This is a genomic window from Edaphobacter sp. HDX4, from assembly GCF_036877565.1.
In the GTDB taxonomy this organism is placed as follows: Bacteria; Acidobacteriota; Terriglobia; order Terriglobales; family Acidobacteriaceae; genus Edaphobacter.
On record NZ_JAEDXW010000019.1, the window covers coordinates 26,693 to 41,057 of the forward strand.

Annotated in this window: 9 protein-coding genes; 3 read left to right on the plus strand and 6 right to left on the minus strand. The window is 55.0% G+C overall.

What is annotated here, in order from left to right:
- Positions 1-319: 319 nt before the first annotated feature.
- From JAO29_RS17050 to JAO29_RS17075, 6 genes are all read right to left on the minus strand, one after another.
- Complete coding sequence (locus JAO29_RS17050) at positions 320-2,200, minus strand: glycoside hydrolase family 3 protein (RefSeq protein WP_334269459.1); 1,881 nt, start codon at positions 2,198-2,200, stop codon at positions 320-322.
- A gap of 606 nt (positions 2,201-2,806) precedes the next feature.
- On the minus strand, positions 2,807-4,348 hold the full coding sequence (locus JAO29_RS17055) for a hypothetical protein (RefSeq protein WP_334269460.1): 1,542 nt from the start codon (positions 4,346-4,348) through the stop codon (positions 2,807-2,809).
- Positions 4,349-5,050: 702 nt separating this feature from the next.
- Positions 5,051-5,704 carry a 2-dehydro-3-deoxy-6-phosphogalactonate aldolase gene (locus tag JAO29_RS17060; RefSeq protein WP_334269461.1) on the minus strand — a complete coding sequence of 218 codons (654 nt, stop codon included), beginning with the start codon at positions 5,702-5,704 and terminating at the stop codon, positions 5,051-5,053.
- A complete protein-coding gene (locus tag JAO29_RS17065) occupies positions 5,695-6,567 on the minus strand; it encodes a 2-dehydro-3-deoxygalactonokinase (RefSeq protein ID WP_334269462.1) in 873 nt (290 codons plus the stop codon). The genes JAO29_RS17060 and JAO29_RS17065 overlap by 10 nt, the downstream gene beginning before the upstream one ends.
- Positions 6,568-6,779: 212 nt before the next feature.
- Positions 6,780-7,850, minus strand: a complete 1,071-nt coding sequence (locus JAO29_RS17070; RefSeq protein ID WP_334269463.1) for a ComEC/Rec2 family competence protein — start codon at positions 7,848-7,850, stop codon at positions 6,780-6,782.
- 96 nt (positions 7,851-7,946) lie between these two features.
- Positions 7,947-11,234: a TonB-dependent receptor gene (locus JAO29_RS17075; protein WP_334269464.1), complete on the minus strand. Its 3,288-nt coding sequence runs from the start codon at positions 11,232-11,234 to the stop codon at positions 7,947-7,949.
- 217 nt (positions 11,235-11,451) lie between these two features.
- Here JAO29_RS17075 and JAO29_RS17080 point away from each other — a divergent pair, with 217 nt between their 5' ends.
- From JAO29_RS17080 to JAO29_RS17090, 3 genes are all read left to right on the plus strand, one after another.
- Entirely contained in the window at positions 11,452-12,288 is an 837-nt protein-coding gene (locus tag JAO29_RS17080) for an IclR family transcriptional regulator (RefSeq protein ID WP_334269465.1), read from the plus strand.
- A 188-nt stretch (positions 12,289-12,476) separates the two neighbouring features.
- The gene (locus JAO29_RS17085; protein WP_334269466.1) at positions 12,477-13,364 is read left to right on the plus strand and encodes a cupin domain-containing protein; all 888 of its coding nucleotides are present in this window, start codon (positions 12,477-12,479) and stop codon (positions 13,362-13,364) included.
- Between the two features lie 38 nt (positions 13,365-13,402).
- Positions 13,403-14,356 (plus strand): cupin domain-containing protein, encoded by a 954-nt coding sequence (locus JAO29_RS17090; protein WP_334269467.1) that lies wholly within the window; start codon positions 13,403-13,405, stop codon positions 14,354-14,356.
- Positions 14,357-14,365 lie beyond the last annotated feature (9 nt).

Consider the following 14,365-nt stretch of genomic DNA (forward strand, 5'->3'; position numbering starts at 1 on the left):
CCGTGAGGAAAGCGTCCTCAGCGGTTCGGACCAGACAAGAGCGTAAAGTTCCTTAAGAGAAAACCGTTCGGCCATCGCACCCTCGAAATCGGGAGAGTTCCCGTCATCCAAGATATCTGCCGATTTGAAAATGCGATCCGGTAATCATGCTCAACGATATGAAACCCACGCGGGGATCAGGGCAGTTCTGCCGAGCTTAACGAGTTTCAATGATGTAATTAATACCAACGCATAGAAGCTCGTAAAAGGCGCGCCACAGACTGCTCATTGAATGAGTGCACATCGGTAATTAAGCCGAATTTGAACTCAACCCAAGGGATCACTGATTGGCCATCGCATTTGCGGATGTGCCAACTTCCCTCTCAATTCCTTCACCTCGGTTCGAAATGCCTGGCAATGTCACCGGCAGCTTCCCATGGATGGGGATCTCACCGAAGAGTGCCTTGGCCGCGGACCTCTCGGAAGTGGGTACCCAACTGTAGGTGCAGAGATAGCTGCGGATGGATGGAAAGTTGAGGATGGAGTAAGGACTGCCGAGCGCAAGCACAACCGTTCTGTCTCCGGCGGTATCCAAAAGATTTCTAAGAATACCGGCTGAGCCCTGCGCCGCAAGGCCGCTCGCGCTAGTCGCCGCGGCCTCTGCCGGCCCGGGTTGCGACACACTGTAGACTGCAGCTATGACATGCTGTGCCTTCGACGCCAGCGCTGCAATGCCCTCAGCTTCAACTGCAGCCGAGCGGCGATCGACATAGATTACCGTCGCTCCCTGGATCCGCGAGCGGATCTCACGCTCGAGCACAGGGCCGTCATCACCGTGCGCATCGCTCACGAAGATCACGACCAGGAAAGACGTAGGTTCATTACGGTGCAAAGGAAGCATGCGATTGTCATCGCGGACCAGCGTAACTGCATGATCGGCGACCTCTTGGGCCAGCGCGTAATCGGATGGCTTGCCCACGCTGTCCTGAATCTTGTTCAGGTCCACGAGGTGCCGGCCGCGAGCATCGAGGCCTGCCCTGGCCTTCACCAGCAGAAGGCGGCGCACGCTGGCATCGATCTGCTTGCGCGAAATCTCTCCGGACTTCACTGCCTGCAGCAGACCGTTAAAGGTCCCATCCAGATCGGAGGGCAGCTCAAGCAGATCTTGGCCGGCCTTCACCGTATCGACGGCCGCACGGCCTGCGGCGTTGCCGGCGCCCTCAGGATAAACTCTTGTAAGACCCTTCATCTCCATTGCGTCGGAGACGATGACGCCTTTGAATCCGAGTTGCTCGCGCAGCAGACCAGTGACAACGTTCCGCGAGGTAGTAGCGATCTTCGAGGGATCGGGCTCAAGTGCGGGGAATGCGACGTGCGCGATCATCACGGCATCGGAACCGGCCTGAATGCCAGCTTTGAAGGGTGGAAGTTCAACAGCATTGAGACGCTCGAGGGGAGCGTTCACACGCGCTAGATTGATGTGTGAGTCCGTGTCAGTGTCTCCATGACCGGGGAAATGTTTGAGAGTAGTGAGCATTCCGCCTTCATGCGAGCCGCGGATGTAGGCCGTAACCATGGAGGAGACCTCTTGAGGATCCTCGCCGAAGGAGCGCGTGTTGATAATGGGGTTCTCGGGGTTAATCTGCACGTCCGCGATGGGATAGAAGTTCCAGTCGATGCCGAGGGCTCGCGACTCCTCCGCAACGATCCTCGCGAACTGCTCGACATAGGCAGGGTTGTGCGTGGCGCCGAAGGCCATCGCTGGAGGGAAAGCTTCGATGGAGGTGAGACGCATGGACGGGCCACGTTCAAAGTCAACCGAGAAGATGAGAGGAACTTTCGAATGCGACTCCTGCTGAAGCAGATTGGTTGTCATGGCAGCTTCGTAGGGCTCTGTACGAAGAAGCAAAGGACCGTCGGTGTTAACCGAGAGATGAACTGCCCCGAGGTGATACTTGCGGATGTCGGTGATAAGCTGCTGGAAGGCATGATCATCGGCGTTGTAATAGCCCATGATGCCGCGCACCTCGATCATCTGACCGATCTTCTCTTCGAGTGTCAGGCGCTTGAGCGTTCGGGCGACCCAGTGCTCCTGGGCACGAGTCGTAGCCCCGATGGGCTGGGGCTGCAAGGACTGTGTCTTTCTTGATTGAGCGATCGCAAACGAGAAGCCAACAAAGAACAGGGCGAATGCTATCGTGCCGCGCTTTACAGAGGACATGAGACTGACTCTAGCTGAACATGACAGCCTCGGCCAAACAGAAATCCGTAGGGAAGACTCGGATTTGCAATATAGAACATATTGCATAAGACGACTTCTGGAAAGTAGCAGCGGAATAATCGAGGGTGCTGACTATTGTGCTGAGTGCACGGGCGTACTACAAGTACCCATCCAGCTGCGCTTATTTTCCGGTTAGCCGACAAACCGGAAGACTACGGCTTCCTGCGCTTATCGATATCAACCCCGCGCAGGATCGGAACATAATTTTCCCCTCTCGAATAGCGCGTTTCAAGCCTGTATCAAGGAACGCAAGTCCCTGATACATGATTTTCATTCCCTATTCTTTTGAAGCCGCAATTCGCAAAAGAGTGAACCAAGGGAAACTCCCGTCATCTCTTGCGATGCACAAACAGCGCCTTCGAGATCCCGCCCGCATATGTCCTTTCATAGTCATGTCCTGCACTCAAGCCGTAGCCACGACCTACAACAACTGCCAAGGTAAGATCCTGAAAACTACACGCTCAGGGTCTCGTCCTTGGCCTGGCCGATGGTAGATGTCTCTCTTTCGGCCTGAACTCCTCTCATGTGGGGCTATCCGCAGTGTCCCTAGCGACCTGCTATTCCGCCCTCCACCACCTTCGCTTCGGACACATTTTGTCGCGGCATATCGCGCACAAAAACAGCTGCGACTTTGTCTCTGTAAGCGAGATCGAAGTCGGGAGACAGCATCAGCAGTTGCGCGAGCGGCTCATTCACTGGGGCGAGAACCAGATTAGAACGGGCCAGCTCCGGATCTTTTTCCCAACCCGGTCGGCCTCCCCAGGTTGCTACAGATCGATCAATACGCAGATCTCCGTATAGGGCGGCTCGTCCATCCATACTCACTGGAAGGCGAAGATCCCAGATGAGGATGCCTCCCCAGTCATAGGTGTTATAAAGAGGCCCTGCATACCGATGGGTTTTGGCAAAGTCTATTGCCTTGATAGGCATCGAGGCTTCCAGACGAGCCTCGAGCTTCTTATTGTCAATCCGCAGGACTGTCCCCCCCGCACCAATGAGCACTAACGCAATGAAGGCCACGATCGCCAATGGAGCTGCGGGGATGACAGTTTCGCTGGCTGAATCCGAGTCCACGGTATCCCGGTTCGATACAGCTTCTGCAACTATGCCCGCGCCGACTATAACCACCATCCAAACATCCCGCTGTGACCGAAAGGAGATGACAATCGACATCGCCAGCAAGACGCCTTCAAACACGTCAAAGCGGCGTCTCCAGACGAAAGCAATCGAAGCTCCTATTGCGATGAATAGGACGAGATAGTCGCCACCATCTCGAAATGGAAGAGCTTGTAGCTCATTTATTTTATTGAGGACACCTGCTTGGGAAGCCAGCTGCCAAGCGGCTAAATAGACTCCCCAACCATAGGGATTGAAGAGTGTAGCGAAGACACACAACGCAAAGATCGCCAGTCGCTTCCTAGTCTCGCGCAGCACACAATCTCCCGCGCGAGGGAATGAGAGGAATCCTTTCGCCGTGATGGAGCGCAAAATAGGCGTCACTGCAGCAAGCAATAAAACGACGAGACCATTGATGAACTGGATATGAACATTAGCCCACACAGCAAAAATCAGGGGCAACAATAAAAGCTTCCGCTTCTTACTGTAAGGTTGGCTTTCCCTGTAGGTGCCGAACAAAATATCGATCTCGATGACGAAAAACAGTACCGTGAGCAACCACGGGCGTGGCGTATAGAGACGGCTGATACCGATTGTAGCGGCAAGGGACAGTAGGACTGCTTTCGTGAAGTCCGGCTGCAGGCCCTTTATGAAATGGTAAATAGCTGCACTGATCGCTACGACGATTGAACTGGTGTAGATCAGGATCCCCAGGAGACCCCAATGCCGATAAAGGAAATAGAGGAGCAGTTCGAAAGCCCAGCTGTACGCGATCCATGATGTCTTAGCCATGCTCGAAAATGGGTCGACGACCGGAATCGCGTGATGATGCACGATCCACTCACCGGTCCGCAGATGCCACCATACATCTGGATCATTGACGCATTGCTGGTGAAAAACAAAGAGCGCGGGTGCAGTCAATAAAAGAAGAAGCAGGATTGCTTGCGCAATTCGTTCTGTTGCTCCCGCCACACTTCTATACCTTGTCATGGTCCCCGTCATCGCTGGGAAGAGAGACAGCCATCAGGCCGATAACACACTACCCAACGTACGTTACTCAGTTAAGCCTCGATGAGGCCTAGGGGCAATCACCCAAAGGTGGTGGAACTCAGGTTTTGCGTCATAATGAGGCAAATACGCGAAGATAAAGAATGAGAAAAATCACATGCGGAATGTGTCATCCGGTCCGGCTTCCTCTCAATTGGCGATCTGATCCGCAACCGCTGACTCACGCAAAGAGCGGACGGGGTGTAGCATACGATCTTCAGAACGAAACGAGTTGTAGGGCCCCCCATCAGCAAGGCGACCGAGGGAGTCGCGTCAACGGTCGGAGCGCAGCGAAGAACGCTTATGGTTGGCGGAGCGGAGGGCATCCGTTGACCTGACGCCGACACGTAATGGCGGCTCTTTTTATTCTGCGCCCAGATCTGCGGCCAAAAGCCGGCCGGGATGTGTATCAGCCATTCGATATCGTCCATACACAAACTACTGTCGTTTGTGCCGGGAATAGCACGAAACCGCCACACTCCTGTGTCGATGGCTATACAGGATTGAGCAGTAAATCTAAAAAGGCTTTGACAGAAGACGGGCTCATCCGAGGCAGGGACCGTCGCTTACTCTGGCCGGACGTACGGGGATAGTACATGTAGGATGGCCTCACTCGGTCCAACGCATCTAGAATCTTTGCCGTTCATTGACAGCCCGCACGGCATCGACCAGAACCGTTGCCCTTTGTTTCACTGTCTTCGCATCATCACCTGGTTTATAGATAGACGAGCCTGCACCGAAGCCGGAAGCCCCTGCCGCCATCCACGAAGCTATACTCTGCTTGTCGATCCCGCCTACGGGGATAACGAGGGCCTCCCTGGGTAGAACAGCCTTCAAGGCCTTCAACATAGAACTTCCTACAACTTCGGCGGGAAACAGTTTGATGGCATCCGCCCCTGCCTTCAACAACGCGAACGCCTCGGTGGGATTGAAAAACCCCGGAACAGACAAAAGATCAGCCTGTTTTGCAGCGCGAACGATGGCGAGGTCGGCATGCGGGGTCACGATTAGCCTCCCTCCCGCGCGCGCTACCTCTGTAACCTGCGCAGGATCGGTTAGCGTGCCCGCACCAACCAGCATGCGGTTGCCGAAGGCACGCGCGAGCGTGCCAATGCTTTGGAGCGGATCGGGTGAGTTGAGTGGCACCTCAACGATGGCGATGCCGGCCTCCTCCAAGGCAGCTCCTATGGATTCAACCTCGTTAGGCCGGATGCCACGCAAAATCGCAATCAGGGGGCAACGCGATATCCATCCCCTGAGACCGCCGCTGTCTATCTCCAATTCAGCCTCCTTCCAATAGCCGCAAGTCCACGTGCGGCCGCATCTTCGTCTTCGACGGTAGATGTACCTCCGAGGGCGGAGATCGCCCGTTGGTACAACTTGCACAATTGGGCCGCCCCGACCAGGTGAACGTGTGCCTCTGCTGGCATCACTGCGCGAACTTCATGCCCAATCAGCAGACCTGACAGATAAGAGGCCGTGGTGTCTTCCTTCAGGTCGCCCGTCAGCGCCAGAGTGCGAACACTGAAAAGGTGATGCAGCAGGCCGCCTGCATCGGCTGAACGAGCAACACCGCGAAGGAAATTCAGATCGTCCATAGCCGCTTCCGAATTCATGAGCTTCGCTAAGATCGTATGTTTGGATAGCGCAGCAAAAGCATCGCCCGTCATGCAGGTAAGAAAACTTACGATGGATCGATCCTTGAGTTGGATCCATTTCGTGTGTGTGCCGGGTAGACAGACCAGTCCGCATCCATCGCAATCGTCGACGATCCCCATCGCCTCCGTCTCTTCTCCACGCATCACCTCGGGTACACCATTAGAGTCTTCTCCCATCACCCCTGGGATCAACATGGCCTCGGCTCCCAAGAACGGTATCTTTACAACTGTGTTGGCGAGATCATCGATTTTGACCGGGCACTGGATATAGTTGGCCTCAGTCCAACCTTGGCGGCTCCCCACCATACCGCACAGCAGCACCTGGGTTTCGCCGTCGGCGATCCAGTCCCCCACATGCTCCTGGAGCGTTTCGGCAAACTTTCCTTCCCGCACCTTGAGGATACCGATGGGATACGATCGTCGCCCAATCACCTTTTCGGTGTTATCAAAACGAAACGCCCGAAAGTTGCTTGTACCCCAGTCCACCCCTATCAATCCTGCCCTCCCGTGTTCCCTTACTTCATTAGAACAAATGCATCTCGCGCAAAAGATTGCTGGGCATCATGGATTCGCTCATCACCGCATAGGCGTACTTGTTGTGAATAGATGCACGAGACATCAAGGGTCAAAATGGTGCCTATCGATGGAGTAATTGCAGTGCGCCGCCTCTGCAATTCCATCCTTCATCATGGACTACGCTAGCGTGCTGCGTACGTCTTACTTTGCTGGTTTCCCGAATTGATGACTGTAAAGCTCCCCTTCGGACTTGCCTTCACGACAATGTACTTCCCCTGATCCGGTCCCTGAGGATTCGCGATATATTCAGCAGCCGTGTTGTGCTCCGCGCCACCCTCCTCTGAATAGTGCAACTGCCACAGCGTCTCCAATCCTGGTGAGTGACGGATCGTGTCAAGCACTTGGATATTGCCTCCCTTCGCAGCGGCATTGTCCATAATCGCCACACGTGGATGGATGCCGTCAATGAGGGCATGGCTGGAGCTTGGACGAAAGCCGTGATGAGAGACGACTAAAAGGTCCACGGTCCCAATCCGATTCACCGGACACATGAACATGCGTTCCTTCTCCCATGTCAGATCGCCCAGGTCGAGGATCTTCAGTTTGCCGAAGTTGATTAAAATCCCCAGCGAGTGTGAATTCTCACTGCGGTCGTTCGGCTTGTTCTCGGCTACGTCGCAATTGGGATTCTTCTCTCCACCTCCAGGAAGATTGTGATCGATCACATTACCGTCGCTGCTGATTACCGTGGCCTTCATGTTGCCGATCGGAAAGATATCACCTGGTTTCGCTGAGATGCGCTTGTGCTTCCCCGTCGCCAGCACCTTCTGATAGGCATCCCAAACCTTCATCGTTGGGCCGCCAGGTTTCGTGTCGATGTTCTCGCCATGATCGAGGAATGTCCCCACAGGGATTCTGTCGACAAGCTGAGGAACTCCACCAGCATGATCGTCGTGGTAGTGTGTCAGCAGCACGTAGTCAATCCGGTTGATACCCGCGAGCCTGGTGGCTGCAAGGATCCGGTCCGCATCGCGCCCATTATTATCCGGCCAGCCTGTGTCCACCAGCAGCGAGTGCCTATCGGGCGTTACGAAGAGGGTGGCCTGTCCACCCTCTACATCCACGAAATAAATCTGCAGGTCGCCTTTGTCTGCCCCCCGCAACTGAGAAGGAACAATCGCGACACCAGCTCCCACCATCATGGTAAGCGCAAGATAAGGAGCTCTCATCTTCAACCGTTTCGTAAATCTCATATCCCTCCGGGTCAGGTTGCACATCTCTCTATATATAGTGGGCTGCGATTTTGCAGCAGAGCGGAAGACACGATTCTCCTCCGCCTGCTGTGGTTTTTAGAATTGGAATCGCAAGGATGCCTGCAGATTTCTGGCGGTGCCGACGATGGACGTAATCTGACCAGCCTGCGTGGTTCCGATATTCGCATTCGGATACCCGAACTGCGGGTGATTGAAGATATTGAATGCCTCGAAACGGAATTGGAAGAGCATCTGTTCATGGATCGGAAACGTCTTCAGGAGCGACATATCGAAGTTCGTTCTTCCCGGTCCGATCAGCGAGTTACGCCCCGCATTTCCATAGGTGTACTGCGCCGGAGTGCTGAAGGCCGATGGGCTGAACCAGTTCGTCAACGTCTTGGGATAGCGCACATCTCCCACCTTATTCGGCCGGCTGCCAGTGCCGGTGTTTGTGGTTGATACAGCCAGCACTGGAGAGAAGTAGAGCCCCGTCTGCGTGAAGAAGATGCCGTTCGTCTGCCAACCTCCGAGCATCCAGTCGAGCGGCCCTCCCTGGGTCATGAACTTCCGACCCTTACCAAACGGAAGCATCCAAAGATAGCTGAGTGTGAGCCGCTGGCGCTGATCAATGACGGAGTTACTGCGCTCGGCCGAAAGGAACCTTGGGTCCTGTGGCGTCGGACCTGTGGCGCCGCCGCCGAATTCCAGCGGAACATTGTCGATAGAGTGCGCCCAGGCATACCCCATCAGGAAGTTGACACCATGGCTGATGCGCTTATCCAGAGTCACCTGCAAGGCATAGTAATTTGCACTTCCCCTTGACGTCGCATACGTTACGTCGCTCAAGCTCGGGTTAATGGAGTAAAGAGGACGCCGTGTGTTCAGAGCGGTCGCCCCGGGGATCGCCTGGTTGGCGTTGTAGGGGAGATAGAGGGCCCGCCCCAGGTTACCTACACCTACAACCTTCAGGACCATGTCCAGTTGCGGGAATTCTTGTTCAACACCGAGGTTGAACTGCTCCGCATATCCGGGCCGGAAATGGGGATCAACAGAGGATTGTGCTCCGCTGGGATTGTCAGCCTGCGCGTAGCTCACCGTCGGTGCTGCCGGAAACCCCTGGCTGATTGTGCCGCCAGGAGTGATATCGCTCTGTGAGTTGCTGATCGTCAACCCGAAAGGCACGTTGCGAGCGAGACGCATATTCACACTCTCGCTGCCCGATGCATTGTAGAAAAGTCCGACGCCACCGCGTATCACCGTCGATTCGTATACCTTGTAGGCGAATCCTACTCGCGGCCCAAAACCTTTCTTCCATGGCAGCACATCGGACGTCAGGCTGACACCGTTCCTATGCGCAATATCCATCTTGCCTGTTGTCGGATTAAAGTTCGACCACTGATTATGCGCCTCACTGGGGGGGCTGAAGTAATCCCACCGTATGCCGTAGTTCAGCGTCAGCTTCTTGGTTACTCTCCAGTCATCGGCAGCGTAGAAGCCATACTCATTCAGCCGGATACCTGGAAAGGGGAATGTATAGTCATGTGCGATCAGGCTGGGAAGACCTAACATCATACTCGCCACGCTATCTCCACCTGTTCCCGCTGGATTGCGAGAATCGGTAAGAGCCGCTGAAAAGTTGAATCTCCCGTTGCCCTGATTTGTCTGGTAGATCGTCAACTGACGGCGGCGGAAATCCCCCCCAAACTTCAGTGTGTGCGAGTTGTGCGTCCAGGTCAGGTTATCCAACTCCTGGAACGTGTTCTCCCGACGATACAGGGGGAGGGAGCGTGTCTGCCCAATACCGAGATAGGTTGAAGGTGAAAAGATGGGCAGGTTTTGTTCTCGTGGAGTCACGTTGGAGTTAGGGACGCCTAGCTGATTGCCCAGGCCGCCATTCTCAACGAAGTCGACCGGAACGTAGTCCAGCCGGTATCTGCTGAATCCGAACCTAAAGTCATTCACGATTGTGGGAGTGAATACTCTCGTGTAGCTTGTGGCCACGTGCTGGACAGGCGCGCTTGAGCTACCCGCGAAGGAAGCTTCATCGCTCAGATGTACCGGTGTCGATACGCCGGGAATCGTTGTCTCTGGGTACGTACTCGGAGAAACGGCCAGCGACTTCTGGATGGAATAACGTGCGAAAAGGATGTCTTTCTGCGTCAGCTGCTCATCCACGCGAACGTCACCTGAGTCTGAATTCGTAATGAGGCTCTGGCTTGAAGAATAGTTGTTGAGGCGCCCTGGACCTGTTGGCAGCGGGTAAGCATTGAGCATCTTCATCGCGATTGGATCACGGCGACCGACTGGAATGATGTTGTTCGCAAACGGCGTTCGGAGAAATCCTCCAGGCACATTCGAGTTTGCACGGGTCGTTGTGGGATCGTAGATAGTCGATGTCTCGCCAAAATCGCCATTACGCATCCGGACTGTGGGAACGTTCCCTAGAAGGAACACCTGCGTGCTCCGTCGCGAGCCCTCATAGTCAACAAAGAAGAATGTCTTGTTCCTGCCGTTATAGACGTGCGGAATAACGATCGGCCCTCCGAAAGATCCGCCAAACTGGTTGAGCTTCAGCGACGGGAACGCGGTGCCTGCCTTGTTGAAGTACGTCCTCGAATCCACGGCGGAGTTGCGAATGAACTCGAATGCACTTCCATGCAGCTGGTTCGTACCCGACTTCGAGATCACATCGATCACAGCACCCGAATTGCGACCTATGTCAGCGCTGTAGAGGTTGGTTTGGATCTTGAACTCACGAACAGCTTCCACAGCCGGCCGAAGCACAACCGAAAGTGTAAGCCGCTCGTTGTCGTCCACACCGTCGTACAGAAAATTGTTATCTCCCTCCCGATTGCCGTTAGAGAAGATCTCTGAACCTGGGCGCTTATCATCCGGTCGCGTGCCACTCTGAATTGTTCCTGTGGCAGACGAGCCAACTCCGGTGACACCGGGACTCAGAGTTGCCAACTGAGTGAAGTTGCGACCGTTGAGAGGAAGCTGATTGACCATCTGCTGGTTCACCACGGTACCGATCGAAGATGATTCGCTCTCAAGTAATGGAGCTCGGGTCGATACCTCCACCGTCTCCGAAGCCTGACCGACCTTGAGAGTCAGGTCGAGGCGCACCTGCTGATTGACCTGGAGATGGAGACCGATCTGGACCAACTTGCTGAACCCTGCCGCTTCGGCCGTAAGCGTGTAGGTTCCCGGTCTTAGGTTCGTCAGAACGTAATCTCCGTTGGTCTCGCTTTTCGTGCTCTGGGCTGTGCTCGTCTCGACGTTCGTGGCCGTGACAATTACCCCCGGAACAACTGCACCCGAAGCGTCCGCAATAGAACCGCTGATCTCTGCGGATGTCGCCTGCGCTTCACTACGCAGACTCATCAACGCAACTAACACCAATAAACATGCAGTTTTTAACACGTCCGCTCTCCTCGTCTTCATGCCTTAGGGGAATGCTTAGTTCAGTGCGCCGATCACTCTATATCGCAAAAAACTTAAATTGCAACCATTTATTGAAACAAAGTTCAAAATTTGACATGCGCAAGCATAAAAGGCTAACGTGCCGTCCCAAACGAACCGCAGAGTGCTTTCAGATAAGATGGAAGCCTACACAGGCATTTTTATGGTGAAACCTAAGACAGTCCGGAAATTAGCAGCGTCCAAGCGTATTGACGATTCGCCCAAGCCGGATAAGTACTTCTCACGTGCTGTCAGTAAGGCGCTGGAAGCACTTGAGTATCTACAAAACGAAGCGAACTCTATGTCTATGAACGAGATCGCCAGCCGCTTGCAGCTCTCCAAGACCTCTGCCTTTCGGCTGCTGAAGACCTTGGAGGCTACCGGTTACGTTGCCCAGGATGGCCGCGGACAATATAAGTTGGCCCCCGGCATTCACGCGGCCACGCCAACCCAGTGGCTCAGCAAACTTGTACGTATCGCCGTGCCACACATGCAGGCGCTCACCCTGGAGACGACGGAAACAGTAAGTCTGGCAGCCCTGTTCGAGAACAGGATCGAGGTTGTCGCGGTCATCGAGAGCCCTCATGTCATTCGTATGAGCAACGTTGTTGGCCACATCCTGCCTCCTAACGCCAGTTCACTGGGCAAGGCCATTACCGCTTTTCAGTCCGCGCCGGGACGGGAGAGACTGCTGCGAAGCTTTAAGATCTACCGTTTTACCGACCACACCATCACCGACCCTCGCGACCTCGCCCACGAATATGAGAGCATCCGCGCTCAACGATTTGCCGTTGACCGCGAAGAATGTGCCAATGATGGCATCTGCTTCTCTGTGCCGGTCTTCGGCCGGAATGAGGAGGTGTCTTCCGCCATCAGCCTTTCCATGCCGAAGTTCCGTCTGCGCGGTAAGGAACATGAAACGTCGATCATCAATGCGCTTCGGGCCACTGCTTCTACCCTCGCTAGCGAGCTGTAGGCTGCACAGAATTTTCCACTACCGGCGCGCCACTCATTTGCTGTGTCATTTCATATTTTGAACAAAAGTTCATTTTATTGATTGGAATTACGCTTTTTTCTTGACGCTGATAACCCGACGCCTATAAAGTCCCCGCTGTCGTGAAACCAAGTTTCGCGAACATCTTCTAAAGGGTCCTTACAGGCGCGATGCGGACATCCAGTCTTTCACTCCTTCTTGCCCTCTCGGCGCTTGCAACCAACGTCACAGCGCAGACGACGCTCGCATCCAGAATTGGGCATACCGATCCCAGTAAATACAAGCACAGCCGCTCTCACAACAGTGCCGGCGACATGGCCTGTGAGCTCCTCGTTCCGCCCACTGCATTGAACGTCAATCTCAACTTCATGCACCGCTGCCAGATCATGCCCGGCGGCGGCGTGGGCCATCACTTCCATAACTCGACCGAAGAGATGTTCATCGTCTTCGACGGTCAGGCCGAGTTCACCGTTGACGGCCGCACTTCCACACTTAACGGAACGGTCGGTGCCCCCGTCCGGATGGGCCACTCCCATGCGATCTACAACCCCTCTGACAAGCCGGTCGAGTTCATGAATATCAACATAGCCTCCATCAAAGGACACTACGATGCTTTCAATCTCGACGATGCTCGCGTAGGCGCTTCGAAGGATGCAATTCCCGTCTTCATGACGATGAAGCTTGATAAGTCACTGCTCGTACCTATCAAAAACTACAACGGCGGCGAGGGAACCGTTCGCTATCGACGTGCGCTGGACCCCGACGTCTTCCTCACAAATTGGGCCTACGTCGATCACCTCCTCATTCCCGCCGGCGCCTCAGAGGGCCTGCACCGCCATCGCGGCATCGAGGAGATCTACTACGTCCTGAACGGAGACGGCCAAGTACGCGTCAACGGTGAAACCGCGGAGATCCACAAGGGCGATGCCGTCCCCGTCCGCCTCAACGAGCCACACTCTTTCGCCAGCACCGGCGGCGACCTCGAACTGATGGTTGTCGGCATCTCGACCCAGAAGAACGTACTCGACACCGAACTCGGTGCTCCCGCACCGCGATGAAACAAGAATCCTAAGCTGCCTCACGAAGGGAGAAACAGATGCTGGCTGGTAAGGCTGCGAGGATTACGCTCTGCTCCCTGCTCACACTTCCGATTGCATCTCTGGCGCAAGACTCAACGCCGCTTGCCCAACGAATCGCGCATACCGACCCAGCGAAGTACAAGCACCTTACGTCGGTTCACAACGGCTCCGGCCCCATGGATTACATGGCGCTCTTCGACGTCAAGAGTCCTCAGTCGGCGAAGTTCAACCTCGGCACAAATCTTTTCTTCCTGCATCGCGGCGTACTTCCTCCTAATGGAGGCATAGGAGCGCACTTTCACAATCACTGCGAAGAGATGTTCATCATCCTCGACGGCGAATCGCAATTCACGATTGACGGCCGCACCTCTGTGCTTAAAGGTCCAGCGGGAGCCCCTGCTCGCCTTGGTCACTCGCACGCGATCTCCAACACCTCCGGCAAGACTGTCCAGTGGATGAACATCAACATTGGCCTGACGAAGGGCTTCTATGACGCCTTTAACCTCGACGATCCGCGAGTGGGAGCCCCGGTTAATCCGATTCCGACCTTCATTGCCATGCATCTCGACCGTTCCCTCTTGAAGCCCGTCTCCAACATGCATGGCGGCAGCGGCACGGTGCAGTATCGCCGCGCTCTCGACCCCAGCGTCTTCTTCTCCTCCTGGTCTTATGTCGACCATCTGCTCCTTCCGCCAGGCACCTCGGTCGGTCCTGACACACAACCCGATATGAGCGAAGTTTACTTCGTACTCTCGGGTGAGGGAACGGCCACGATCAACGGCGAAAAGGCCCCAATCCACGCTGGGGACGCTATCCCCGCCGGGCTCAGTGAGACGAAATCGTTTGCCAGCACCGGCTCTGCACCGCTCGAGTTCATGATCTTCGGTATCGCCCGCGACCTCGCTGCGAAAGAAGCGTACATGACCTCGCCCATAGGAATGACCGGCATCACGCTGGCAGAAAAAAAATGACTTCCAATC